The sequence below is a fragment of the Nostoc sp. genome, from assembly GCF_036917535.1.
Taxonomy (GTDB): Bacteria; Cyanobacteriota; Cyanobacteriia; order Cyanobacteriales; family Nostocaceae; genus Nostoc.
The window spans coordinates 44,824-69,742 of the sequence record NZ_JBALDA010000018.1 but is presented as its reverse complement, the minus strand read 5'-3'; the positions used below and the strand labels follow the sequence as shown (position 1 = coordinate 69,742).

General features: G+C 40.8%; 24 protein-coding genes and 2 pseudogenes. 11 read left to right on the top strand and 15 right to left on the bottom strand.

Going from position 1 to position 24,919, the window contains the following annotated elements; translation table 11 throughout:
* The first annotated feature begins 24 nt into the window (after positions 1-24).
* Entirely contained in the window at positions 25-1,179 is a 1,155-nt protein-coding gene (locus V7K56_RS06475) for a pyridoxal-phosphate-dependent aminotransferase family protein (RefSeq protein ID WP_334908716.1), read from the top strand.
* Positions 1,180-1,520: 341 nt separating this feature from the next.
* On the opposite strand, the gene V7K56_RS06470 is transcribed toward V7K56_RS06475, so the two are convergent.
* The 6 genes from V7K56_RS06470 to petM all read right to left on the bottom strand — a co-directional run bounded on the left by V7K56_RS06470 (position 1,521) and on the right by petM (position 6,488).
* Positions 1,521-1,748, bottom strand: a complete 228-nt coding sequence (locus V7K56_RS06470; protein ID WP_190633019.1) for a DUF2949 domain-containing protein — start codon at positions 1,746-1,748, stop codon at positions 1,521-1,523.
* A 510-nt stretch (positions 1,749-2,258) separates the two neighbouring features.
* Entirely contained in the window at positions 2,259-2,765 is a 507-nt protein-coding gene (locus V7K56_RS06465; protein WP_334908714.1) for a DUF192 domain-containing protein, read from the bottom strand.
* A 259-nt stretch (positions 2,766-3,024) separates the two neighbouring features.
* On the bottom strand, positions 3,025-3,711 hold the full coding sequence (gene nblR, locus V7K56_RS06460; protein WP_334908712.1) for a response regulator transcription factor NblR: 687 nt from the start codon (positions 3,709-3,711) through the stop codon (positions 3,025-3,027).
* Between the two features lie 351 nt (positions 3,712-4,062).
* Entirely contained in the window at positions 4,063-4,980 is a 918-nt protein-coding gene (locus V7K56_RS06455; protein WP_334908710.1) for an NAD(+) kinase, read from the bottom strand.
* Between the two features lie 127 nt (positions 4,981-5,107).
* The gene (locus tag V7K56_RS06450; RefSeq protein WP_334908708.1) at positions 5,108-6,106 is read right to left on the bottom strand and encodes an SDR family oxidoreductase; all 999 of its coding nucleotides are present in this window, start codon (positions 6,104-6,106) and stop codon (positions 5,108-5,110) included.
* A 277-nt stretch (positions 6,107-6,383) separates the two neighbouring features.
* Positions 6,384-6,488, bottom strand: a complete 105-nt coding sequence (petM, locus tag V7K56_RS06445; RefSeq protein ID WP_094344256.1) for a cytochrome b6-f complex subunit PetM — start codon at positions 6,486-6,488, stop codon at positions 6,384-6,386.
* Positions 6,489-6,692: 204 nt separating this feature from the next.
* Here petM and pdxA point away from each other — a divergent pair, with 204 nt between their 5' ends.
* On the top strand, positions 6,693-7,784 hold the full coding sequence (pdxA, locus tag V7K56_RS06440; protein ID WP_334908706.1) for a 4-hydroxythreonine-4-phosphate dehydrogenase PdxA: 1,092 nt from the start codon (positions 6,693-6,695) through the stop codon (positions 7,782-7,784).
* 106 nt (positions 7,785-7,890) lie between these two features.
* Here the strand turns inward: pdxA and V7K56_RS06435 are convergent, their stop codons facing one another.
* Together V7K56_RS06435 and V7K56_RS06430 are read right to left on the bottom strand one after the other, a co-directional pair.
* Positions 7,891-8,997, bottom strand: a complete 1,107-nt coding sequence (locus V7K56_RS06435) for a protein rep (protein ID WP_334908704.1) — start codon at positions 8,995-8,997, stop codon at positions 7,891-7,893.
* 148 nt (positions 8,998-9,145) lie between these two features.
* Complete coding sequence (locus tag V7K56_RS06430) at positions 9,146-9,865, bottom strand: response regulator transcription factor (RefSeq protein ID WP_334908702.1); 720 nt, start codon at positions 9,863-9,865, stop codon at positions 9,146-9,148.
* 857 nt (positions 9,866-10,722) lie between these two features.
* Between V7K56_RS06430 and V7K56_RS06425 the strand changes: the two genes are divergently transcribed.
* The gene (locus V7K56_RS06425; RefSeq protein ID WP_334908700.1) at positions 10,723-11,055 is read left to right on the top strand and encodes a hypothetical protein; all 333 of its coding nucleotides are present in this window, start codon (positions 10,723-10,725) and stop codon (positions 11,053-11,055) included.
* A 259-nt stretch (positions 11,056-11,314) separates the two neighbouring features.
* Positions 11,315-11,761, top strand: a pseudogene (locus V7K56_RS06420) (rhodanese-like domain-containing protein); the annotation flags it as partial.
* Positions 11,762-12,297: 536 nt separating this feature from the next.
* Here the strand turns inward: V7K56_RS06420 and V7K56_RS06415 are convergent.
* The 6 genes from V7K56_RS06415 to trpB all read right to left on the bottom strand — a co-directional run bounded on the left by V7K56_RS06415 (position 12,298) and on the right by trpB (position 17,744).
* Positions 12,298-12,927: a ribonuclease H-like domain-containing protein gene (locus tag V7K56_RS06415; RefSeq protein ID WP_334908698.1), complete on the bottom strand. Its 630-nt coding sequence runs from the start codon at positions 12,925-12,927 to the stop codon at positions 12,298-12,300.
* A gap of 86 nt (positions 12,928-13,013) precedes the next feature.
* Positions 13,014-13,562 carry a CAP domain-containing protein gene (locus V7K56_RS06410; protein WP_334908697.1) on the bottom strand — a complete coding sequence of 183 codons (549 nt, stop codon included), beginning with the start codon at positions 13,560-13,562 and terminating at the stop codon, positions 13,014-13,016.
* A 411-nt stretch (positions 13,563-13,973) separates the two neighbouring features.
* On the bottom strand, positions 13,974-14,504 hold the full coding sequence (locus tag V7K56_RS06405; RefSeq protein ID WP_334908695.1) for a CAP domain-containing protein: 531 nt from the start codon (positions 14,502-14,504) through the stop codon (positions 13,974-13,976).
* A 430-nt stretch (positions 14,505-14,934) separates the two neighbouring features.
* Positions 14,935-15,222 (bottom strand): hypothetical protein, encoded by a 288-nt coding sequence (locus V7K56_RS06400; protein ID WP_334908693.1) that lies wholly within the window; start codon positions 15,220-15,222, stop codon positions 14,935-14,937.
* A gap of 100 nt (positions 15,223-15,322) precedes the next feature.
* Positions 15,323-16,480, bottom strand: a complete 1,158-nt coding sequence (locus tag V7K56_RS06395; protein WP_334908691.1) for a class I SAM-dependent methyltransferase — start codon at positions 16,478-16,480, stop codon at positions 15,323-15,325.
* Between the two features lie 28 nt (positions 16,481-16,508).
* Positions 16,509-17,744, bottom strand: coding sequence for a tryptophan synthase subunit beta (trpB, locus tag V7K56_RS06390; protein ID WP_334908689.1), 1,236 nt, complete (start codon positions 17,742-17,744; stop codon positions 16,509-16,511).
* A gap of 63 nt (positions 17,745-17,807) precedes the next feature.
* On the opposite strand from trpB, the gene V7K56_RS06385 reads away from it, so the two are divergent.
* Positions 17,808-17,945, top strand: a complete 138-nt coding sequence (locus V7K56_RS06385) for a hypothetical protein (protein ID WP_334908687.1) — start codon at positions 17,808-17,810, stop codon at positions 17,943-17,945.
* A 229-nt stretch (positions 17,946-18,174) separates the two neighbouring features.
* Here V7K56_RS06385 and alaS read toward each other — a convergent pair whose 3' ends face one another.
* Complete coding sequence (gene alaS / locus V7K56_RS06380) at positions 18,175-20,817, bottom strand: alanine--tRNA ligase (RefSeq protein ID WP_334908685.1); 2,643 nt, start codon at positions 20,815-20,817, stop codon at positions 18,175-18,177.
* Between the two features lie 325 nt (positions 20,818-21,142).
* On the opposite strand from alaS, the pseudogene V7K56_RS06375 reads away from it, so the two are divergent.
* From V7K56_RS06375 to V7K56_RS06350, 6 genes and pseudogenes are all read left to right on the top strand, one after another.
* A pseudogene (locus V7K56_RS06375) lies at positions 21,143-21,323 on the top strand (heavy-metal-associated domain-containing protein).
* A 945-nt stretch (positions 21,324-22,268) separates the two neighbouring features.
* The gene (locus V7K56_RS06370) at positions 22,269-23,294 is read left to right on the top strand and encodes a GGDEF domain-containing protein (RefSeq protein ID WP_334908683.1); all 1,026 of its coding nucleotides are present in this window, start codon (positions 22,269-22,271) and stop codon (positions 23,292-23,294) included.
* A 219-nt stretch (positions 23,295-23,513) separates the two neighbouring features.
* On the top strand, positions 23,514-23,825 hold the full coding sequence (locus tag V7K56_RS06365) for a hypothetical protein (protein ID WP_334908681.1): 312 nt from the start codon (positions 23,514-23,516) through the stop codon (positions 23,823-23,825).
* Complete coding sequence (locus tag V7K56_RS06360; protein WP_334908679.1) at positions 23,764-24,126, top strand: tetratricopeptide repeat protein; 363 nt, start codon at positions 23,764-23,766, stop codon at positions 24,124-24,126. Before V7K56_RS06365 ends, V7K56_RS06360 begins: the two co-directional genes overlap by 62 nt.
* 131 nt (positions 24,127-24,257) lie before the next feature.
* Complete coding sequence (locus tag V7K56_RS06355; RefSeq protein ID WP_334908678.1) at positions 24,258-24,476, top strand: hypothetical protein; 219 nt, start codon at positions 24,258-24,260, stop codon at positions 24,474-24,476.
* The gene (locus V7K56_RS06350; RefSeq protein WP_334908676.1) at positions 24,469-24,888 is read left to right on the top strand and encodes a hypothetical protein; all 420 of its coding nucleotides are present in this window, start codon (positions 24,469-24,471) and stop codon (positions 24,886-24,888) included. Before V7K56_RS06355 ends, V7K56_RS06350 begins: the two co-directional genes overlap by 8 nt.
* Positions 24,889-24,919: the final 31 nt, after the last annotated feature.

Here is a 24,919-nt window from a genome sequence, read left to right as displayed (position 1 = left end):
TTATTTGACTTTTAGGATAGACACATGAACGATAAGCTGATGCTGATGATTCCAGGCCCTACACCGGTGCCAGAAGCTGCCTTACTGGCATTAGCCAAGCATCCGATTGGGCACCGTACTAGTGAATTTAGCAATATCTTGGCAGAGGTGACAGAAAACCTCAAGTGGCTGCACCAAACTCAAAGTGATGTGCTGATGCTGAATGTCAGTGGTACGGGTGCTGTAGAAGCAGGAATAATTAATTTTCTCTCTCCAGGCGATCGCATTTTAGTTGGTTCTAATGGTAAATTTGGCGAACGCTGGGTAGAAGTTGGTCAAGCCTACGGTTTGAATGTAGAAGAAGTTAAGGTGGAATGGGGAAAACCCTTAGACCCCGCAGTATTTGCCGAAAAACTCCAAGCAGATACCCAAAAGCAAATCAAAGCCGTAATCATTACCCACAGCGAAACCTCGACGGGTGTGTTGAATGACCTAGAAACCATCAACCGCCACGTTAAAGAACACGGTGAAGCTTTAATTATCGTTGATGCCGTCACGAGCTTGGGTGCATTCAATCTACCTGTGGATGCTTGGGGTTTGGATATCGTCGCCTCCGGTTCTCAAAAAGCTTATATGATTCCGCCGGGATTGGGTTTTGTCTCTGTTAGTCCCAAGGCTTGGGAAGCTTACAAAACTGCGAAGCTACCGAAATATTATTTGGATTTAGGCAAATATCGCAAAGCCACAGCCAAAAATACAACTCCATTTACTCCGCCTGTGAACTTAATCGTAGCATTACACACTACGTTGCGAATCATGAAAGAAGAAGGCTTAGAATCAATATTTGCTCGACATGAACGGCTGAAAAATGCTACCCGCGCCGCCATTAAAGGATTAAATTTACCCTTGCTTGCAGCAGATAATTCCGCTAGTCCGGCGATTACGGCTGTTGCACCACAGGGAATCGAACCGGATAAGATTCGGTCATTGATGAAAAAACGCTTTGATATTGCTTTAGCTGGTGGTCAAGATCATTTGAGCAATAAAATTTTCCGTATTGGTCATTTGGGTTTTGTGAGCGATCGCGATATCCTTAGCTGTATAGCATCCTTAGAAGTTACCCTAACAGAACTTGGCTACGAAGATTTCAAGCCTGGTTCTGGCGTAGCAGCAGCAGTTAAAGTGTTTAGTCAGTCCTGAGTAATAAATCAAAAAAGCGAGTTAAATTATCAACTCGCTCTTTTAATTTGTATATAGAGTAGAAACCGTCAAAGTCAAGAGAGCTATATATCAATCTTTGCATAAGGTAGAGTTGATGTGACATACCTCAATTCTCCTACATGACACCAAGTTGCCCTAGATAGTATTATTTGCTTTGAAGAAAGTCGTACTGTATCTTTGACACCAAACAAGACTAACTTTGGCAACTTAGTATCATACAAAATTGGCATTAATAGTATTGTTTGAGATTCTGCTAATAGGCATTTGGTAGGAACTTCTAAGCCAAAGTCTAAAATCTACAATCCAAAATTAGGTATAACCTACGCTGTCTCCAGCCAATCATAAATTTTTTCTAATTGCTCTAGAGTAATCAACCCATATTGCCAAAGAATCATTGCTAAAGGGCCTGGGTCTTGCTCCCGATGCCGAAGCGCCACCGCTAGTGATGCTGTGGAAATTGCCAAATCTTCTTGCAAAAAATGAATCAGTCGAGAATATTTTGATGGTGACATTTGTATCTCACCTCCTTGTGCAGAATGTATTGTCATATATCAGTTCACCATTACTCGGTAGACAGTAGCCAGTATTTCATCTGTCACTGTGCCGTTCTCGGCCATACACCTCAGCACAGTTTTTGTTAATCTGCCTTCAACAGAGGCTTTCCATAAAGGGTCTGAGAAATAAAAATTCTCACACAAATCATCTGCTAGATTCTTAAGCAGTATTTTTACCTAATTAAATTGGCTTCATTTTATTTACCTTTGTGTTTTATTTAATTACACAGGTAGTAATAAAGATTCCATAGCCTATACTCTCTTATTGGCGACTATTTACACTTGCGCCCAAGGGAATATTTTTGAGACCAAACCTGAAGACTATGATTTTAGGTTTGAGACAGTAGAATTTTAAATTATTACCACAGTTTTTAAATAGTAGCGTTACAAGTGCTGTTTGACCACATAAAGTGACATTTTTTACAAAAAAAACATATATTTCAACCGTATAGGCTCTCAACCGAGTAATTACTTAAGTTTTTATCCGTGCAAAGCACTGGAGTTTCAAAGCTCAATTTTGATTGTATCGCCCACTTTCAACTTCAATTCGGTAGCTCTTCCAGAGCGAAGTTCAATCACCTTATCAATTGGTGTATTAGGTCCATAGGTAGGACAAGGCTCACTTGCACAAGGAGGTGCAGCAACCTGAATATATTTAACTACACCTTTATGTAGAAATACCATGTCCAGGGCTACAGGTACATTCTTCATCCAGAAACGGACTGGTTGTGCTGAAGGAAACCCAAACAGCATCCCTCGGTCATCTGGCAAAGCTGGGCGATACATCAACCCCATCGCTTGCTGTTGTGGCGTCTGTGCTACCTCTAATTGAATCGTTGTACCATTAGGCACAATGGCTTTAGCAGAAATTGGTAGTTTTTGACCTAAACTCTCTGGTGCTGGAGTTTTAGAATTAGAGGTGAGGCTAGGAGATTTAGCTGTTGTTGGCACAGAACAACCCATTAGAAATATACTCAGCATTATCGAGAGCAAACTTAGCCGACGAGTCATATAGCTTTTCGATTTTGTAATTTAGACTTCAATTTTACAGTGTTGTATGCAGAAAAATCCTTTAGGTGGGAAGCAGCAGCACCCAAAGAAAGCATTCCCAATCTGAAACTGGGAATGAGGCAAGGAGATAGGCAAACTTCCGCTACAGTATACTAGTACAGTTCGGCGTAAATAAACCACCCATTCAAAATCAATGAAACGCTTGCGCTGTATTAATTTTGAATTTTGAATTTTGAATTTTGAATTCCGCCTTGCGGTACTAGGATTCTCTTAAAACGTACCCTACGCCTCGCACTGTTTGAATGAGGCGCTTTTGACCTTCATCTTCGATTTTTAACCGCAAGTAACGGATGTACACTTCAATTACATTCGACTCACCCAGAAAGTCGTAACCCCAAACATTTTCTAAAATTTGTTCGCGAGTTAACACCTCACGGGGATGTTCCATTAAGAATTTTAATAGTTCAAATTCCTTCATTGTCAAGTCAATTGGTCGCCCGTTGTGTATGGCACGGCGAGTTGCTATGTCTAAAATTAAATCCCCAAAGCGTAATTGCTCAGTGGTATCCACATCGGGTTTTAAGTAGAGGCGAATCAACTTTAAAAAATCTTCTGAGCGGTAAGGTTTGAGGATGTAATCATCCGCTCCAGCTTCTAGACAAGCTACACGATCATCAACTGTATCCCTTGCCATTAAAATCAATACAGGCGATCGCATACCAGTGCTTCTCAGATTTTTGCACAATGAGAGTCCTGACTCTCCTGCTAGCATCCGGTCTAAAACAATTAAAGCAGGTTGGCGATCGCGACAATGTTGTAAACCACTCGTCGTATCATGAGCCAAAATTGATTCATAGCCGGCTTCTTGCAAATCACAAGAAAGCTGATTTGCAAGGCTGTCATCGGTTTCAATCACCAAAACACAGGGACTTTGAGCAACTGTCATAACAATTTTGGATATTGGATTTGGGATTGTAAAGATATTCTAGAAAAAATCTTTACATCAGTTATTAAAGTGCAATTACCAGTTTTGAGTGATGTAACAATCCTGATTTGACGTGCTGCTAAAGAATGTTTTAGCACGTTCAGGTGTCAGCTATCGAATTCTTGGATGCAATCTTAATGACTAACTCCAAATACCATCTCTATACCAGTAATTCTGGAAGGAAATTATTAAGTTGGGCATCGGGCATGGAGAATAGGGCATGGGAACAGAGGAGAAGTTACTGTAAGTTTTTCCCTTCTGCTTCTTGTGCCCATGCCCAATGCCCAATGCCCAATGCCTAATGCCTAATGCTTATGGCAATTCTACCGAAGTTGGTTTAGCGATATGTGGCAAACCCCAACCTAATTTTTCTCGCAAAATTCGGAAAAACTCAGGCGGTTGTAGGCGAATAAATCGGGCACTATATTGCGATCGCTTCATATATACTCGATCTTCTGGTAAGATATAGCACCCTCCATTACCATCTACTACCATTACCAGCCGAGGGATATTGACTGGGTAGATATTGACCGATTCAGTATCTGGAAATACCAATGCTCTAGAAGCTAGGGAATGGGGACAAATGGGTACTAGCTGTAAAACAGGTACGCCAGGAGCTACCACTGGACCACCAGCACTCAATGAGTAAGCTGTAGAACCAGTGGGCGTAGAAACAATCACACCATCTGCGGCAATATCTACTCGCGCATGATGTCCTATGGCAATTTCAAAATGGCACATAGAGGTCAAAGGTTCTCGGTGTAGCACCATTTCATTTAGGCATAGGGCTTCCCATAGCACTGAATCATCCCGAAACACTTTGACATTGAGCATAGCTCGTTCTTCAATTTCATACTCACCTGCCATCACCTGTTCTAGTGCTTGGGGCAATTGATTCAGGAAAGTTTCCGTCAAAAATCCCATGTGGCCGGTATTCACTGTTAGCAGTGGAATACCACAAGGGGCTACTTGACGAGACGCTGCCAGAACAGTGCCGTCTCCCCCTAATACCACTGCAAACTCCATATCTGAGTCAAAACCAGGGGGTGTCAGACCGTCAATGGGGGTGTGGCACACAGGACTCTCAGGGTTAGGGTAGCCCAGTATGCCACCAATACTCGATGTGATACATACATTCCAACCGGCTGCGGTTAGCTTGTCTTTCAACTCGATAGCGACACGGCCCGCTATCGGTTTAACGTCATTGTAGATAATGCCTGCTTTCGGCACACTCAAATATCCAAGTTTAGGCGATGCTCTATATTATGTAATCGTTACACATTTTTGGTCATGTAGTCATTAATCTAGAGTCAAATATCCATCTAGAGTTTTACGACTAATGTCTGTTTTGTAATGACTATTGACTATTGGCTTTTGAAGACTCTTTAAAAGGAGTTTTTTTAGGTTTCTGCTTTTTATTTTTATTTTTTTGGTAGTCTACCTCTTTGAGCTTCTTCATTATTCGGCTGAAGTACTCTTGTAGATAGCTTTCTAGGGTTGTGGTTTCTTGCGGATCTAAACCAAACACTGTGTATACTTCATCCATTGAGGCATTTAACTGTTTACCACTAGCTAATACTTCTGTAAATGCTAGCCTGTCTGCAATGTTCCATCCCCACTGAAAGAATCGCATAATACCCCGCACAGCACGTAGTAAGTTTATTGGCATTCGCGTTACTCTGGCATCTTTTCCAGATAAGCGTTCGCATAAGTTGATAATTTCTTCTGCACTCCATGCACGAGTACCGACTACAGGAAAAGCTTGGTTTTCCGTTTCTGGTACACTCAATGCTCGGATCGCAAACTTAGCAATGTCCTGAGTGTCCATATAGGCGATGGGAGAAGAATTACCTGTTACCCAAACTGGCTGTCCTTCCAAAATGGGAATCCCATACTGACCGATTAATCCTTGCATAAACCCAGCTAGTCGCAAGATGGTATAATTCAAGCCTGACTCAGCCAAAAATAGTTCTGTACACCGCTTAATTTCCATTAGCGGCACTTCTGGATATTTATCAGCATCTAAAATCGAAAAGAAGATAAAACGCTCTACACCTGCTGCAATTGCTGCTTGAATCAATGCTACTTTGCCTTCCCAGTCCACTTGTTTGATACTTAGTGAATCTGTAGGGCGAGATGTTGAGGCATCAATAACTTGGGTTACACCTTCCAATGCTTCCGCTAGGGTATCGGAATAACGCAAATTTCCGGGTATGAGTTCTGCACCCCACTCTTTGAGAAAAGCTGCTTTTTTACTGCTGCGGACAAGACAGCGTACTTTATACCCCTCATCGATAGCACGACGAGCCACTTGTCTTCCTAAGGTGCCAGTGGCACCGACGATTAATAATGTCATGAGGGTTGTAATAAATTTTAATGTTTTATGAAAAGAATGTTATCAGAATAACCTATGCAAACAAAAGTTTACATCTTTTCTCAGAAAATCAATTTATTTGGATAGACTCATGAAGAAATAGCTGTCCGATTAACGCACAAGCTTTTTTCTCACTTCGATGAAAAAGAGAGTAGGGAATAGGGAGAATAATAACTTTTGTACAGACGCGATTAATCGCGTCTGTACTACTCCTAACTCAGCACGGGCTAAACCTTAGCTATCCGCTAACAGCACTCAATTATTCTTCTGTGCCCTGAATTTTCAGTAATAATGCGCCTAAGCCCCAGCCTACGAAGATTAAACCGAAAGACAATAGAGCTGCATTCAAAATTTCGCCGCCCATTGGTGTGATTCTCCTTATGCAATTTGATGTGTAAACTAGGTCTACTAAAAGCTTTTCAATAGTTGCTAGGATTAGACCTGTGTAAATAATTTTAAACTAGTTTAGCAGGTAATCCCTACTGGCTTGGGGGGCAATCCCTACTGTTGGGAGAAAGGATATGGGTAAATTGAGAAAATTTAATGATAATAATTATGAATAGATTTTATGTATCAAAATAATCAAGGTAATTTAATAAGTTTTGTAAAAAAAAATCGCCCGCGTTTGGCGCTGACGCTGGGAGATCCAGCGGGGATTGGGTCGGAGGTGATTTTGAAAGCTTTAACTGATTCAGAAATTTGTAAAAAATATGACGTTACAGTAGTGGGTAACGGAGATTTGCTCGCACAAATTTATTACAAACTGAATTTAACTGAGAATTTAGTAGCTTTGGCAAATCCAGATGAGTTGTCAGTCAGCGATGTGCAGTTGGATGGAAAAGTTAAAGATCAAATTACTTCAGGAATAGGTAATGCAGCCAGTGGTGCGGCTAGTTTTGCATATATGGAATATGCGATCGCTCAAACACTGGCTGGTAAATTTGATGGTATTGTCACAGGGCCGATCGCTAAATCTGCTTGGAAAGCCGCAGGATATAATTATCTAGGGCAAACGGAACTTTTGGCACAAAAATCAGGTGTTGACCGTTTTGGGATGTTATTCGTAGCGCGATCGCCTCATACTGATTGGACACTCCGCGCTTTACTTGCAACCACACATATTCCCCTACGTCAAGTAGCCGATGTGTTGACACCGCAGTTGTTGACACAAAAACTGGATTTGCTGGTGGAGTGCTTGGAGAAAGATTTTGGTATATATAGAGGAAGAATTGCGATCGCCGGGTTAAATCCCCACAGTGGGGAACAGGGACAACTTGGACATGAAGAACAAGATTGGTTAATTCCCTGGTTAGAGCAAGAGCGGCAAAATCGTCCACAATTGCAACTAGATGGCCCAATACCGCCAGATACAATGTGGGTTAAACCTGGTCAAGCTTGGTATGGAAATTCTTTAGTACAAAATCCAGCTGATGCTTACTTGGCACTTTACCACGACCAAGGCTTAATTCCGGTGAAGCTGATGGCATTTGATCGGGCAGTTAATACTTCTATTGGTCTTCCTTTCGTTCGGACTTCACCCGATCATGGGACAGCGTTTGATATTGCGGGTAAGGGAATTGCTGATGCTACGAGTATGAAAGCAGCAATACATTTAGCGGCTGAGTTAGTTAGTCAAAGATTGGCGGTGGGTTGTGGTTAAAAGTTCTTTATTGCAATATTTACTAAAAGTAATGTTTATTTGAATTTTGAAATTATCGGAGACATCACCAATGTTGAACTCGGTCAAAAATAACTTTGCAACGTTGCTAAAATCCCTCTTGTTGAGCTTTCCATTGAGCTTTTTTTTCTGACCACTGAATATCAAAGAATATTCTTCCCCGACCAACTGTGCGAATAGGCTTTGGATCAGTCATTGTTATTTTTATCCGTAACTTGTGCTCCCATCGGAAATACAAACTTTCTCTATCCACCTCATCTATCTCTTCACTTTCATCAATGAGGTCTTGGTTTTTCTCCTCTAATTCGCGCATATCCTCTAATTCGCGCATATATTGTCTGAGTATACCCCCAACAGCGATCGCTCTAGTTTTATGTAGTTGACGGGTTAACTCTAAAAACCATTCTCTATCAGCCACCAAATCTGATTCTTTCACCTGATACTTGAGAATTTCTGGAATAAGTAGTGACAGGTTATGATGTTTAGCGATCGCGCTAATATGAATAATTGGCTGGTAATCAATTCGTAAGCACTGCTGCCACAACGCTACCCATTTAGCATGAGAAAGATAGCCATGACTGAAATACGAAGGCGGCACCATTGCCAAAATATGTAAATGCGGGTGTGCTGAGACTCTATCTCTACCTTTAGTTATTTCTGTGGACTTTACCCAACTTTTCGCAGGCCATGCTTTCAATTCAGTAAATCGCTTAAAAGCTTTATTCATCGAATCCAAGTTTTCCCTGAGTTCTTTAATCTGGCAATTCCTTACAGTCAAAGTAACAAATAGCCAACGGTACTTGGGGTAATCAGTGACAACCTGTGGGAGAATTTTATAAGCTTTTGCTTTCCACATGAGCGATCGCCGCCACTGACAAACTGGACAATGACGAACCCTACAGAATCGGGCATCTGATAGTTTTAACTTGAGAATAGCTTCCAATTCATCTGGTACTAATTGAAATTTCAGCAACTCGGAACAGATTCTCATCCGCCAAGCATACTGCTGTAAATAATGTTCGTCTGCTTTGGCGTAATAATGCAGGACTTTATCAGTATTAGCTCTGTGCTTGTCCCAAATTTTACCTATAGGTGAAACTTCGGTTAAGCTCTGTACATTTTGATTTTGTTGGAACTTATCTTCAGACGATATATTAAAAGCAATAAAGTTACTGTCTGAGGCTTGAGCAGACACGAAATCACCAAATCAGTTTGTATCAACGTCCCAAATTAACGCAAGTTATACGGTCAAGCCTCAGTAAAACTATTTAGGTAAACAATAAAACTAATGCTGACTCATCTGAGTCATTCTTGGTTATGAAGTACTCCTGAAATCGGAAAGCTTAGGAATTAATATTTTCATCAGGTGCTTCAAACTTGTAACCATAGCCCCGCACAGTTTTAATAAACTCCGGTATGCTGGGATCGACTTCCATCTTTTTGCGAAGCTGACCAATATGCACATCAACCACCCGGCCATCTCCTACGTAGTCGCAACCCCAGATTTGTTGGATTAGTTGTGGACGACTCCAAGCCTGATTAGGATGACTTGCCAAAAAATGTAAGATATTAAATTCCAGCGCTGTTAAGGCAAGAGTTTTATCGTTAAGTGTTACCTCCCGGCCCTCTGGATTAATTACTAGCTGCTTGAAAACGATACGTTGTGTTGGAGAGGGATTGATGTAGCGTATCCGCCTCAAAAGAGCTTCTACTCTAACTTCAACTTCTGCAAGACTAAATGGTTTAGTCATGAAATCATCAGCACCTGCGCTTAAGATTTTAATTTTATCAGCCTCGTCAGTTCTACTAGTCAGTATCAACACTAAAACATTAGTACGACTCTGCATTTCTTGGCAAAGGCTATAACCTGTAACATCCGGCAAATTCCAATCCAGAATTACTAAAGCTGGGTTGAATTGCTCAAACAACGATAAGGCAGTCCTACCATCTGCTGCCGACTCTATTTGATATTTCCGGCTTAAAAAACGATAGACGAGATTTCGGACGCCGAAGTCGTCATCAACGATCAGAATTTTGGGAGTTGTAGCAGTAACGATAACCATAATGCTATTTATTGTAGATTGGGCGATTTACTGTTGCGCCAGTTTTACTTTACGTGTTTCTATTGAGAGTTTATTTACGCGCTTCTCTGCTGACTGAGTACCATAGCTACTGTAGTACTTGTATACATTTAATTTCCATGAAGATTATGACAACCTCAGCCATTGTCATGCCGATAAAATTTATAATTATCGCATGATTCTTGCATAATTTTAAATTTATATTGTAGAATATTAAATTTTTACCTTTTGGATAAGTGTAATTAAAACCCATCTCCGTAACCGCAAATAGTCAAAAGACACATCCAGAAGCGACGGCAATTGCTACAACTTTAAAACAGCAACACACTCCCTGATTCATTAGGTCTTTACAAAAGCTGACAAACTAACTTATCAGCCAATCTAGATTCTCAACTTCTACTTACTCGACTGTACCCTAGCCAATAGGTATGTTCTCTTGAAGAAGGTCTACGAAAATCTACCCTAGTGCATTTACATGTAGCTGCCCTCTTAAGCATATACTATACTACAAGTTTCAGCCTGAGACTATGACAAGCCAAGGACTGAAAGCATCGCCAAAAGGTATATATGGCGGCAAAACCAGATTTAACAGACAAAAGCAACAGCAAAAAGAATTGCTCTAGCAATATATATGATGTCAATAAATTGCTGGTAGCTTGCCTCAATAGTGCTGCTGATAAGTAGTAAGACAAAATTAATTACACAAATTTCGACCTGAAACCCTTATGTAGCCTAAAACCTAATATGTAAATATTTCTGTCCGATTACTTACCATTTATTTGTAAGGCTGCGCCAAATTTTCTTTCTTCCTTTGTGTTCTCCCTGCGGGAAGCCACTTCGTGTCTATGCGCCCTTTGCGGTTTGTTCCTTATATAATTTGGCGCATCTTTATACAGAATTGGTATGACAGCAAAATTCAGAAAGGGCTACGCCCCGCTGCGCTAACAGAAGTAAAACATCCTTTATATCTGGTTAACAGATTTAGCTTGTGTACCTCACAAACTTCTAATCTGCTGTATATAACTCTACAAGTGTGGCAGGAGATTGAGGAGACATTATTATTAGCGATGCCTGCGGTGGGCTACGCCTACGCTGAGATTAAAAAGGTATCAATTACTATATTCATCAATAAATATTTTTTATTTTCAACTAATGTTTTTCTCGATTTATAAAGGATTTAGTAAAATGAAAAATATCTAAATTACTAAAATATCAAAAACATAAACTTTAAATTATCCAATTAGATTTATAAGGCAAATTACTGCGTATACTCTCAAATGGCATTATTTGCAATTTATGAATTGGTAGAAATCCTGGAAATAACTCAGTCTATCTGAGGAGAGAGTTTGAGGATATTCATACCAGAGAAAGATTCAATTAAATATCTTCAGTTTGCTAAATTACTGTTAATATCGTCAGTAAGGAAAAATTATGGTTAATAATTTAGTAGGCGGCATCGTTCCCCCACAACCACCAATAGAATCACAAACTGATGCTCATACCCTAAAGACTCGTTTGGAATGGGGCGAACCGGCTTTTACAATCCTGGATGTGCGCGATCGCATCACTTTCAATAAAGGTCACATTATGGGAGCAATGCCAATGCCAGCAGATGAGTTGGTAGAGCGTGCAGTACCTTCTTTGGATAAGAGCCGTGATATTTACATTTACGGTGCCAACGAAGAAGAAACTGCCAAAGCAGCACAAGAACTGCGTTCCAATGGATTTGAACACGTCTCCCAACTCAAAGGTGGTCTTGATGCATGGAAGGCAATCGGTGGACCAACAGAAGGAATCGTTGAGTCACAAACTCCCGCAGGTGCAGACGACTACAATGTGGTAGATCGGCTAAAAAATCACCAAGAAAATCTGCAAAAGGGTGGTAGTAGCGCGACGGAATCTATTAAAGAGGGAGCCACTAACCTTAAGGAAGGCATTAAAGAAGGAGCTAGTAACCTCAAAGAAAACGTTCAAGAAGGAGCTAGTAACCTCAAAGAAAACGTTCAAGAGGGAGCTAGTAACCTCAAAGAAAACGTTCAAGAAGGAGCTAGTAACCTCAAAGAAGGCATTAGTGAATCTAAAACTCCTAGAGACACTGAATAATTCCAATGTTGGATCTTAGGCAAAAAATAACTTAAAAAGTTAGTGAATAGACCTCTTGTATAAATCAAGCATAAGAACCCCACTCTGCCTTTGACTAACGTCAAAGTTTCTCCTCTTTGATAGCGAAGAGAGGTTAAGGGTGGGTGTTAGAAAGTTTTCCAAGAGGTCTAATCTCGATTTTTCATGAGCAGAAAAGTCACAATTAGTAAAGGAGCCGGAGACTCCGAAGCTCCGAATCAGAAGACAGAATATTCTGTCTAGTGATATTTGTCCTCCAGAGCAATAACTTTTGCAATAGGTTTACGGTTTGATTAGTGTTCAAACAAATCCTTAAATTGCAATAAATCTAAAGAAACTATCGTTGGTAGGAATTCAAAACATTCTTGAGCAATTTGCCAGCGTTCTTCTCGTTTGAGCATTTGTATTAGCTTCTGCTGCACACTAAGCAAGTAGCGTACATCATTGGCAGCATAACTTAGTTGAGCTTCAGATAAACTAACAGCGTTGCCCCAATCGGAACTTTGAGAGCTTTTATCTAGTTCCACTTGTTCTAACTCTTGTACCACATCTTTGAGTCCGTGTCGATTTGTGTAAGTACGGGCTAATTTACTGGCAATTTTGGTGCAAAAAATCGGCTTTACCTGAATACCCAGATTGGCTCGCAAAGTGGCAAGGTCAAATCGAGCAAAGTGAAACACTTTCATAACATTGACTGCTTCCAAAAGTTTTTTTAAGTTGGGAGCATCAGCTTGTCCTTTGGCTATACGGATTGCAGTCACTTTCCCTTCAAGATTGCATAGTTGGACGAGACACAAACGATCGCGCAACGGCAACAATCCCATCGTTTCTGTATCAACTGCGATCGCTGTAGATTTTAAATACTGGCTAAGGGCTGCGTCACTGAGGTCGCGATCGCTCACCTGAAAATCTGGTAATGTCATCAATCGTTCAAAAATAATAGCAGTGTCCAGCAGACAAAAGTCTTGTCAGACACTACATTATTGTGCAAAAAAATCAGAAATTAAATCTACCTAGTGCGAAAAAACATTTGTGTCAGGTAGACTTCACCTTGATTATTAGTAGCAACACCAATTCCAGTCAGGTTGTATTTTCCTTTAAGATTCTTTAGGTGTCCGGGACTGTTGATCCAGCCAGTAACAGCTTCCTCTACGGGGTTGCTATATCCCCGGTTGAAAGCAACATTTTCCGCTGCACTGTTGTAGCGAATCGGAATAGCTTTGACTCGCCCTTCAAATCCCTGATGGCTAAATGGGGTTTTGCCTTTAGCCATATTTTGACTATGAATTCTTGCCTGTCGAGTTAAATTTGCATTTAAGGTCAACTTTGGCAGCCCTTTAGAAACCCGATATCGATTAATTTGCTCAAATACTGATTTTTCTAGCTCAGTAGTTTTAAAAGTTGGAGTTGATATTGCAACCTGACTAGAAAAAAGCGACAACAGCTTATTACGGGTGGATGTATTTGTAGAAGTATGATTTGGTATCGGAGCAGTCGTTAATCCACTAGCAAGGACAAGCGCACTTAAAGCGATGCCAAAAGCAGTTTGTCGGAACATGGAGAATTGCGTAATGTGTAGAGATATAAGACTTCTACTTTACCCTATTGTTCCGAGAATATATACCACAATACTGTTAAGTAATGATGAATTTCGGCAATTTGGCTACATCCTTTACAAGTAACACAAACAATCATTTCCAATTGTCAGTATTTCAATAGGTCAGCTTCATGAAAATCACGGTTAATTTTGCTGATAATTTAAGATTTTCATGAAATATCTCGCAAAAGCTTTGCTGACAGGTTGAAGTCTAGGGAATTTGAGAAAAAGCCTAAATTTTCTCAAATTGAACGCTACGTGCAACTTTTACTCAAACTTCATTTCTCAGCCCCTTGCTTTCAAAGCCTTTCTCTTTACCGGAGAGAAGAATGGAAGTGAGGTCAGAATATTAAATTGCACATTGCGTCAAACCTATGAGCGAATGAACATTTGTGTGAAGTAGATTGCACCTTGACTGTTTTTGGCAACACCAATCCCCGTCAGATTATAATTACCTCTGATATTGGCAAGGTGCCCTGAACTTTTGAGCCAGCCTTGAACAGCTATTGTGGCAGGATCGCTATATCCCTGGTTGTAAGCGACATTTTCACCAGCTGCTCTGTAAGAAATACGGGTTGCTTTAACACGTTCTGAAAATCCAGTATGTCCAAAGGGAACAGTACCATTAGCCATATTCTGACTGTGAATCCTTACTTGATTATCGATGGCAGCATTACGAGTCAGTGCTGGTAGCCCTTGGGAAATTCTGTAGTTATTAATTTGGTTAAAAATCGACTGTTCTAGAGCGGCAGTGTCGATGCTATTTGCTGCAATTTTTGCAGTATGATTTGATACATTTGAAGATTTTGGCATAAACGCTGGATTTGTTACAGGAGTAGCGATCGCTCCACTACCGAGAATAATAGTGCCTAAAGCAACGCTGTAAATTATTGGTTTAATCATTTGCTAGAAGTAAAGTTTTAGACAATGTAACCAACTAATATCAATGTGACAAATTGCTTATAGGTCTATATAGCTTTATTTGTAGGCTTTTTTGTTCAAAAACTACCAGCAAACGTTTAAATTCATGATTTTACGGGAAAATAGTGCTGTTTAATCAATAATCGTCTTCTACCACTAGTATGATTATTTGTATCTACATTCTGTACTTAGCTGTCATATAGTAGTGTAATTACTAGGTTTTTTGGAGTTATTTAGTTTTATATTATGCTTACTTACTTTTAAAATTCAGTTATTTTACTGCTTTTAAGTATATTTGATAGCTTTAATAATGTACAAAAAAACAGTAAAAACCGATTTTTACTGTTGAAGATACGGAATATATAATATAAATAGGCTAGATTTATTCAGCAAAATATCTGCGTGATTTCAACTAGGTTTTATTGAGGGTTTCTAACTCTTCCTGTACCACACGCAATACCCTTGCAATATATTCTGCACGCCACTGTTCCCGTTCCTTAGTTACTTTGACATCTGGCTCGTAAGCTTCAATCTCACTAGCTGATAAAATACCTTTCACCTCTAGCAACCGTTCAATCGTGTCTAACCGCTCATGCAGCACGGACACCTCACCAGTCAAAGCCATTATGATCGCTAATAATTTATCAGTTTGCGGATTTTCTAAATAAACAGGTCGTTTACCTTTGGCTATTTTTGTCATCCTAATACCAATTCTCCAAAAATAAGACTAGACATAAAAAACGAGGAAAGCCAGATAAAATCTGACTTTCTCAATTACGAATTGCTATAACTTCCTCAGCTTACTTAGTTGCAGCAACCAGAAACCAAGTGCCTTGGGTGGCTGAGTTCCGATTTTGAAACATAGCATTAGTTTCTTTTGCTTTCCATGCCCCATTGGGGACAAATTTCTCAAATGTCTTATCTGCTGCAAAACCAGCCTCAGTAACTAGCGGCACCAAATCTAAATCGCGTACAGCACTCCAGAAGGGTTCGTTGTTGTTAGCAGTTTCCCAATCAGAAATAAACTGTCTATAAATATCCATGTGACGATACAGAGGTGCTTCTAGATGGATCATCATGCCGCCAGGAGCCAGTAGACGATAAGACTCTTGCATAACTTTACGCACAGATGGCGGGGGAATTTCATGCAGCAAAATGTGAGAAACCACTAAGTCAAATGATTCATCGGGGAAGTTAGTGTGTTCGGCATTTTGCTGAGAGAAGTGTACCCGTTTTCCCAAGGCTTCGGCTCTTGCATGAGCATAACGCAGCATGGGTGCACCTACATCTATGGCATGGACTTCTGCATCTGGGAAAACATCGACATAAGGTAATGTACTATTTCCAATAGAACATCCCATATCAAGAATTTTTCTCGGTCGAAAGTCGGGAAACTCTGCTAAAAGGTAGTTTTGGACTATAGATAGCCCCATATCATCATTGAGCGGTCCCAACCAACCCATTCCATAAACGTAAGCGCCGCGATCGTAGGTTGCGCCGGCTGCGACATCATCAGCAGTGAATTCACTATAATATCCTCCAGGCATACAGTGAATGTCTACAGCCTTTTGATGAGTGGGTATTTGAAAATTTGGGTCGAGTGTTAAAGTACCCAGTTCACCACCCTTGTCTTTGGCGCGCTCAATCAACTCTGGCAGTTGTCTGTCAATATTGGCATTTACAGAATCCCATAACATTTCCTGGTTGATGCGCTTGAGGGCACTAGTCCAGTAGTAATAGGGTTCGTGCTGCATTACTTCCCGAATTTCATAACGATTTTGGGGAGGACGTTGATGTGCTTGTTCAAACTTCGGCTTGCCTAGTTTTTCATAAACTTCTTTATTAGCAGGAAGGATATTCTTGAAAATGTGCATTTTCATTGTTTGCACAAAGTTTTGGCGTGCCAACTCGTCGTGAGTGGGTTGCGGTAGCATAGCGTGTTGGAATTGTTGATCCATGATTTCCTCCGAAGAATTTGAGGTATATTTACGCAGGATTTAATAACTTGGCTACTGTTTGTACATCCTTATCACCACGTCCAGAGCAGTTAATTACAATCCGAGGACTGTCGGTTAGTTGGGGACAGAGGGTTTCGAGATAGGCGATCGCATGGGCTGTTTCCAATGCTGGGATAATCCCCTCCAATTTCGATAATCGCTGAAATGCCGCCAATGCCTCTGCATCTGTCACACTATAGTATTCAGCGCGACCAGTATCCTTTAAATAGCTATGTTCTGGCCCCACGCCGGGATAATCTAACCCCGCACTAATTGAGTGTGCCTCAATGATTTGCCCATCTTCATCTTGCAGTAGGTAGCTCATGGCTCCGTGCAATACACCAATTCGTCCTTTTGTCAATGTAGCTGCGTGTTTTTCGGTATTAACACCTTCTCCAGCTGCTTCAATCCCAATCAAGCGTATAGAACGCTCATTCATAAACTCATAGAATAGTCCCATTGCATTGGAACCACCACCTACACAAGCCAAGAGAATATCAGGTAATCCACCCCACTTTTCCATTGCTTGAGCGCGGGTTTCTTCGCCGATTACTGCATGGAAATCACGTACCATCATTGGGTAAGGATGAGGCCCTGCTACCGAACCCAGGATGTAGTGAGTAGTTTCCACATTTGTCACCCAATCTCTGATTGCTTCGGAAGTAGCATCCTTCAAAGTTCCGGTTCCCGCGTCCACAGGTCGCACTTCTGCCCCCATCAGCCGCATTCTAAAAACATTCAAAGCTTGGCGTTCCATGTCCTGAACACCCATGTAAATTACACATTCCAGCCCAAAACGAGCGCAAACGGTGGCTGTAGCAACTCCATGTTGTCCGGCACCCGTTTCCGCAATAATCCGCTGCTTACCCATGCGTTTCGCCAACAATACCTGACCAAGGGCATTATTGATTTTGTGAGCGCCAGTATGATTTAAATCTTCACGTTTTAAATAAATTTGTGGCCCGGTGCGATCGGGTCGGGCATAATGAGCAGTCAGGCGTTCAGCAAAATACAATGGTGTAGCACGTCCTACATAGTCTCGTAACAACTGCTGTAGTTCTGCTTGAAAACCAGGGTCATTGCGGTATTGCTGATAAGCTGTTTCTAATTCAGCTAGGGCAGGCATGAGCGTTTCAGGTACATACTTACCGCCAAAGCGTCCAAAGCGGCCTAGCGTATCTGGAACCTGAGCAGTTGAAGTAGGAGATAGGGGAGTGGTAGTCACAGGCTATTTATGATGACGGGAATCACTTAATTATTATAGAAAAGTCTGAAGCATATCTGGGGAATGGGGAATGGGGAATGGGCATTGGGCATTGGGCATTGGGAATTGGGCATTGGAACTTCTTCCCCATGCCCCAAGCGACGGGGCGACTATCCCTCTCCATGCCACTTGCAGGATGGAGTTTCCCGTCGCTTTCAATGAATTGCCCCTGAGCGCGTGTGTGTAAGTTCTATAGAAAATGGGGCTTGGAGATTAGGTTTTGCGTTAGAGGATGTCTGAGAAGTCAAAAATGTCATGCTGAACGTAGCGCCAGCGAAGTGAAGCATTTCACAAATTAACGAAAAATCGAGATTCTTCGTTCCGCTTCGCTTCACTTAGAATGACAAAATATACCTTGCCAAAACTTTTCAGACATCCTCTTAGCAGCTTGTTAACCTAACGTCGACTTTAACTCACTTTCCGCTTGTGCCAACGCATCTGGTAATTTACTTGCATCGCGTCCGCCGGCTTGGGCTAAGTTCGGTCTTCCACCACCGCCGCCGCCGCAAATTTTAGCGATCGCACCCACAAATTTACCAGCTTGCAAACCTTTTTTGTTCACTTCTGGACTAAAAGCTGCAACTATACTAACTTTCCCAACTTCTGGAACAGAACCCAGTACAACTCCACCATTACCAATTTTTTGCAACAAGCGTTCGGCTGCGGTTTTCAATGATTCTGGATCGACCTCTTCTAATTGGGCGACAATAATTTTATGATCGCCTACGGTTTGGGCTGTTTGTAGCAAGCTGTCTGATTTAGCGATCGCTAACTGTACCTTTAAGGTTTCTAATTCCTTCTGGCTATTCTTCAGTTCGCTTTGCAGACTTGTGATTCTGTCTGGTAATTCTTCGGGTTTAACTTTAAAGCGATCGCTCAAATCTTTAACTACTTTATCGCGCAGATTGAGATAATCTAGGATTGCGGGCCCCGAAACAGCTTCAATCCGCCGCACCCCAGAAGCTACACCAGCTTCTGAGATAATCTTGAACACGCCAATTTCAGCAGTATTACTCACATGAGTCCCACCGCATAATTCCATTGATACGCTAGGAAAGTCAATCACGCGCACTTCCTCACCGTATTTTTCCCCGAACATAGCGACAGCACCCCTAGCTTTCGCCTCTGCTAAAGGTAATACTTCCACTTTTGCAGCATGAGCCTCAGCAATCCAAGTGTTCACCTGTTCTTCAATTTGTTGAACTTCCTCTGCTGTCAAAGCGCGGGGACAGTTGAAGTCGAAGCGCAACCTATCAAAGGAAACCAGAGAACCTGCTTGAGATATGCCCTCATCAACAATTTTTTTCAATGCCGCTTGCAATAGGTGCGTTGCGGTATGGTTAGCTTGAGCGCGACGGCGACAAGCCGGATCGATTTGAGTAGTGACGCGATCGCCTACGCGCAGTGTACCGCGTTCGATGCGTCCGAAGTGAACAAAGAAATCAGATTCTTTCTTCACGTCTTCTACCCGAATTACGATCCCATCACCAGAGATATAACCGCGATCGCCGATTTGTCCGCCGGATTCAGCATAAAATGGCGTTTTGTCAAGGACAATTTGCACCTGTGTCCCGGCTTCTGCTTCTTGTTGGGGAACACCTTCTACCAAAATTGCTTCGACTTTCGCAGTTGCCGCAGGTTGGGTATAGCCGATAAATTCGGTAGCATGGATGTGTTCTGCTAATTTGTCGAGAGAACCTTGTACAGTTAAATCGATGGTTTCGTGTGCTGCTTTGGCACGTTCTACCTGCTTTTGCATTTCGGCATCAAATCCCGCGTCATCTACTGTCAGATTATTTTCCTCGGCAATTTCTTGAGTAAGTTCGAGGGGAAATCCGTAGGTGTCATAAAGGATAAATGCACTTTCACCGCTAATTTGAGTTTCTTCTCGCTGTTTCACCTCTTGAATGATTTCTTCTAGGAGTTTTTCGCCTCTATCCAGAGTTCTGAGGAAATTAGATTCTTCCCGTTGCAACTCAGCTTTAATTGCTGCTTCCTGTTGGCGCACATTAGGGTAAGCTGATTCGGAAAGAGCGATCGCTGTTTCAGCAACTTGGGTAGTAAATTCGCCAGAAATCCCAATTAATCGACCATGACGTACCATCCGCCGAATTAACCGCCGCAGTACATAACCGCGTCCGACGTTGGAAGCGCGAATTTCATCAGCAATCATGTGCACAACAGAACGAACATGATCGCCAATGACTTTTAAGGAGACTTTGGTTTTTTCATCGCTGCTGTGGTAGTCAATGCCAGCAATTTTGGCAGCTGTTTGAATAATTGGGAAAATCAGGTCAGTTTCGTAGTTATTCGGCACTTTTTGGAGAATTTGCGCCATTCTTTCCAAACCCATGCCGGTGTCGATGTTCTTGTTTTGCAGTGGCGTTAAATTTCCGTCAGCATCCCGGTTATATTGCATAAACACGAGGTTATAAAACTCAATGAACCGGGAATCGTCTTCTAAATCTATATTTTCGTCACCGCGTTCCGGGTGGAAGTCGTAATAAATTTCGGAACAAGGGCCACAAGGGCCAGTCGGGCCAGATACCCAAAAGTTATCGTCTTCGCCCAAGCGTTTAATTCTCGCTATCGGCACACCAATTTGATCGCGCCAAATTGCAAAGGCTTCATCATCATCTTCAAAAACGCTAACGACGAGATTTTTAGGGGAAAAGCCAAAGACTTGTGTAGATATTTCCCAACCCCAAGCGATCGCTTGTTCTTTAAAATAATCACCAAAGCTGAAGTTACCCAGCATCTCAAAAAAGGTGTGATGCCGTTTGGTGCGTCCGACATTTTCGATGTCGTTGGTGCGGATACACTTTTGCGAAGTCGTAGCCCGTTTAAATTCTGGTGTGCGCTGTCCCAAGAATATTGGCTTAAATGGTAGCATCCCCGCGATCGTCAGCAGCACGGTTGGGTCTTCTGGCACGAGGGAGGCACTTGGGAGAATTTGGTGTTCCCGTTGAGCAAAGAAGTCGAGAAATATGTTGCGAATTTCGTTACCGCTTAGGTACTGGGGATTTGAAGACATAGGTGTTTTTAACTTTAGACTTTAGACTTTCGACTTGGGCGTAGCGGCACTAGATAGGTGTATTTTCATAAATAGCTTTATATATTCTTGCATTTTGTTTCATATTACTGCCAGCGAATTCTGCCAGTGGGTGAGCAAAATGCATTGATTAGGACGCTTTTACAATATAATCCGACTCTGGCAAGATGCGTGTAGGCTCCCGCCAGCACTTCTCTACGAGAGGCTGCGCCAGCGATAAAGCTCAGTGACCGTCGTAGACATCGCATTTCCATGCTTAAAATTAATCATTAAGAAATACTTTAAAATTCCCATACCCAGGTAACAAATGGCACTAAAACTGAAAGTATCAAATATTGCTTGTGAGGGATGTGCAGAAATAATTACTGAGTCTATCCACGTTATAGAACCTTAAGGTCAAAGTGGATGTTGATATTAACGCTAAAACTGTTACGGTGGAGTCCGAAACTTCTGAGGAGTCAATCAAACAGGTAATTGTTGCTGGTTAGGCTGTAGAAGGTTATCGATCGGATTCCAGCTATTCACAGAAGAAGTTTAGACTTTAATATCTCAAGCGACGCTAACAAAATTTTTTACATTTTCCGCCTATAGAAGAGCGGAATAGAAATAATTTCCCAAAATTAGGGACAGGTTTTGACATAATTTTTTTTATTTAGCTTTATTTTCTAAACTTATGCTGTAACAGCAAATAAAAAAGACGTAAATTAAGTAAATAGACAAATCAAGATAAAGTGTAGGCAAAAATATTTTATTTCTCCTGCTAATGCATTGTTTGTTTTTTTTTGTGAAGTTTAACTGAAATTAGAATTTTTTACCCGACAACTTATGTCTTTTTTAGATGGTATGTAAGCCACAAAAAGCTACTGTATATAGCAGGAGGTAGTTTTGCTGTATATTTTATATATAATAACTTAAATAATTTATTAATATTTAAATAAAGCCTAGCTTATAAATAAAAAGCTAAAGATTTTTATGGAAAGTAATATTTTTAATTACATAAGAAAATTTTGGATTTAATGATTCGATGCAAAAACTTTATATTTCCTTTTTCCTACTTAGGAATAAATTTAGCTGACCAATACAATGGTTATTACAAACTATTTATTTCGGTAATTCTATCAGGTAAATAGTACTTAAGAAATTACAGCAATAGTTTTTATGTATTGAGATAATATTCAGTATTTTTACTGTTTTAAAAATAAACTGTAAAGAAGACATTAGTTATTAGAAATGAATATTTCCAAAATTTTAGTAGGAAATATAAAATCTTAAAATGAGATTAAATTTGAAAGTTGCTATCTAATCAATGCTCAAAAAACAAGATTTCAAAAAATATAATTTAGCCTAGAACATCATATTTAGTATTAGACGACAAGAGCAGTAGTTACCCAAGTGAATTTATTTAAAATTTAAATAGGATAAAAAATAAAGCAATGAATATTTCTATTCTGATCTTTGGAAAAAATAATTTTATCGCTACACTTCCAGATCAGATCCGTTATGCGACTGCTTTTAGTGTAGAAGTTATAGACAATTTGGATCAAGCAGTGTCGCGGATTAAAACAACACCCCCTGATATAATCCTGGTGCAAGCTAGCGTAGATGGCAGTATGGAACTCTGCGGTTGGTTGAAAGATCAGACAAAACTATCGTGGATATATTGTATTCTCTTCGAGGATCGTTCCCAGCAGCTGACTGATAGAAATAAGGGTTGGCATAGGGAATTGGAGATGAGTGCTGCGGCCTTAAAGCAAGGAGCCGATGCATATATTTGGCATCTTATTGAAGAAAAAACAGATTATAGCTTGGCAGAGTTAACTGCTAATCATGGACTAATACTTGCTCAATTGACAGTTGGTTTGCGGAAAGCACAAAAATACCGAGATTTGATTCGGACAAATGATATGTTATCTGCGATCGCCTTAGCCGATTCGTTGACAGAATTAAATAATCGTCGTGCTTTAGAATGGGACTTACCCAGGCAAATTCAAAGAGCCAGGACTCAAAAAACTTCGCTGAGTTTGATTATTCTGGATGTAGATCATTTCAAGAAAGTTAACGATACTTATGGGCATTTAGTAGGCGATCGCATTTTGCAAGTATTATGTCAGCGTTTGCGCCATAATCTGCGCTGTCAAGATACAGCATTCCGCTATGGCGGCGAAGAATTTGTGATTCTTCTGGCTAACACTACTGATGAGGAAGCACTAGTAGTGGCCCGTCGTCTCAATCGCGTAGTCAGCGATGAACCATTTGCACTCAACAATAAGCTGACAATTAATATCACTATTAGCCTGGGTACAGCTTCTCTGCAAGCTGAGGATGATGAGAAAGGAGAGAGTCTGCTGCATCGTGCCGATCAATGTTTGTTACAGGCTAAAACTTCTGGGCGTAATCGAGTGATTAACTCGAACTACTTATCTCATCATGGCTCACATTTGAAAGCTGTTTCTTCGTGAAAGTAAGAAGTGGGGAGGATATACGTGTCAATTTCAGCTAAAACTCCTTTAAAACCTGGCTCATAAAAGTGCGATCCTGAAAGGAGCAGATTTAGCATTAAAAATTACAATGGTTAAATCTAATTTTTATAAAATTCCTTGAAATAAGCAATTTGGGGTGTTGAATTAAAGTAGCAGTCGCTAAAATCTATACATCTGACCAAGTATTTTCATTGCCAGATGACAACTTCAATAGCTTATTACATCTCTCGCAAACAGGCTCAGGACTTTCTAGCTAAATTTGCCCAAGCACTGTTATCTCCAGAATCTACCCCACTGCTGTTTCAGATTTATGGGTTCGGCGGAGTTGGTAAAACTACCCTTACCCAAAAACTAAAAGAGACGCATGAGTTGCAAGCTGACTTTGCAGAGGTGTCCTTTGGGCTTACAGCAGGTATTGAAACGCCACTAAAGCTAATGGAAAAGCTTTATGAGCTATTACCAAAACCTACCGGACTCTGGCGAAGGGATTTATTACCTAATTCAAGATGACAATCCCATAATTTATTACTGCCAGGGCAATGTCTTGCGAGAATTAGGTCGTTATGAAGAGGCGCTCACTAGCTACGATAAAACCTTGCAAATTAAAGATGACTATGGCGAGGCTTGGAACAACCAAGGTTTGGTACTGGCAGAATTAGAGCATTATCAAGAAGCACTTGCTAGTTTGTATAAAGCTTTAGCAATTAGAGATAAGTTTCTTCTTCCCATTCCTGATAACCCTTCTCCCACTCTTCCTCAATTTCAATGCTTTAGCAATCACAATCTTCAGCATTTTCATATCTACCTATAGCAATTCGGGTTTGTATAAATTGCTAGTATTTTGTTTGAAGTTGGATGTTCATAATTTTTATACCTAATTAGTTAAGAGCGTTCCCCAAACTATGCTCTAAAATTTATCTAAATTCATTAAAGCCTTAACTTATGCTTCTTACCGAACTCATACCGCTAGTTAAAGAATTATCCCACACTGATAAACTCTTACTAATGCATTTCCTGGCAGCCGAATTGTTGAAGGAATCAAGTTTAGTTCCATTGGATGCTCAGGACAAAGTAGCTAGTCTTGGCTTATATGATTCTTTTGAAGCTGCTGCTGTTTTAGTGAAGGCATTAGCAGAAGAAAAAGCGGCAATAAATGGTTGATAAAGTTAGATTTGCATTTACTGAGGTAAATCCAGAACTTGGTGCATTAAGTACGCTGCCTTCTCTACCACTAATTCTCACTTATCAAAATCGTTCTGTAACTGTATCAGGCTTACTAGATACTGGTTCTACTGTTAACGTATTGCCCTACGAAAGAGGGTTAAGGCTGGGAGCGGTTTGGGAACGTCAAAGACTATCTGTTCCATTAGGTGGTAATTTGGCTAGGTTTGAGGCGAGGGCATTAGTGTTGATGGCGAATGTTGAACAATTTCCGACAGTAGAGCTAGCTTTTGCTTGGACAAGAGATAGAAACGCCCCATTGATTTTAGGACACATGAATTTCTTTGTAGCGTTTGATGTCTGCTTCTATCGTTCTGAATTAGTATTTGAAATTAGCCCTAAAATAACCTGATGGAAATAGTGAAACCCAACATTATATTAGA

Coding starts and splice junctions, on each gene's coding strand:
- V7K56_RS06415 (WP_334908698.1), bottom strand. CDS start 12,927: ATGACATTACCAGATTTTCAGGTGAGCGATCGCGACCTCAGTGACGCA.
- V7K56_RS06350 (WP_334908676.1), top strand. CDS start 24,469: ATGGTTGATAAAGTTAGATTTGCATTTACTGAGGTAAATCCAGAACTT.
- V7K56_RS06355 (WP_334908678.1), top strand. CDS start 24,258: ATGCTTCTTACCGAACTCATACCGCTAGTTAAAGAATTATCCCACACT.
- V7K56_RS06465 (WP_334908714.1), bottom strand. CDS start 2,765: ATGACTCGTCGGCTAAGTTTGCTCTCGATAATGCTGAGTATATTTCTA.
- V7K56_RS06470 (WP_190633019.1), bottom strand. CDS start 1,748: ATGACAATACATTCTGCACAAGGAGGTGAGATACAAATGTCACCATCA.
- petM (WP_094344256.1), bottom strand. CDS start 6,488: ATGGGCGGCGAAATTTTGAATGCAGCTCTATTGTCTTTCGGTTTAATC.
- V7K56_RS06365 (WP_334908681.1), top strand. CDS start 23,514: ATGACAACTTCAATAGCTTATTACATCTCTCGCAAACAGGCTCAGGAC.
- V7K56_RS06430 (WP_334908702.1), bottom strand. CDS start 9,865: ATGGTTATCGTTACTGCTACAACTCCCAAAATTCTGATCGTTGATGAC.
- V7K56_RS06395 (WP_334908691.1), bottom strand. CDS start 16,480: ATGGATCAACAATTCCAACACGCTATGCTACCGCAACCCACTCACGAC.
- V7K56_RS06370 (WP_334908683.1), top strand. CDS start 22,269: ATGAATATTTCTATTCTGATCTTTGGAAAAAATAATTTTATCGCTACA.
- V7K56_RS06410 (WP_334908697.1), bottom strand. CDS start 13,562: ATGTTCCGACAAACTGCTTTTGGCATCGCTTTAAGTGCGCTTGTCCTT.
- V7K56_RS06475 (WP_334908716.1), top strand. CDS start 25: ATGAACGATAAGCTGATGCTGATGATTCCAGGCCCTACACCGGTGCCA.
- pdxA (WP_334908706.1), top strand. CDS start 6,693: ATGTATCAAAATAATCAAGGTAATTTAATAAGTTTTGTAAAAAAAAAT.
- V7K56_RS06385 (WP_334908687.1), top strand. CDS start 17,808: ATGGGGAATGGGGAATGGGCATTGGGCATTGGGCATTGGGAATTGGGC.
- V7K56_RS06405 (WP_334908695.1), bottom strand. CDS start 14,504: ATGATTAAACCAATAATTTACAGCGTTGCTTTAGGCACTATTATTCTC.
- V7K56_RS06450 (WP_334908708.1), bottom strand. CDS start 6,106: ATGACATTATTAATCGTCGGTGCCACTGGCACCTTAGGAAGACAAGTG.
- V7K56_RS06360 (WP_334908679.1), top strand. CDS start 23,764: ATGAGCTATTACCAAAACCTACCGGACTCTGGCGAAGGGATTTATTAC.
- alaS (WP_334908685.1), bottom strand. CDS start 20,817: ATGTCTTCAAATCCCCAGTACCTAAGCGGTAACGAAATTCGCAACATA.
- V7K56_RS06400 (WP_334908693.1), bottom strand. CDS start 15,222: ATGACAAAAATAGCCAAAGGTAAACGACCTGTTTATTTAGAAAATCCG.
- nblR (WP_334908712.1), bottom strand. CDS start 3,711: ATGACAGTTGCTCAAAGTCCCTGTGTTTTGGTGATTGAAACCGATGAC.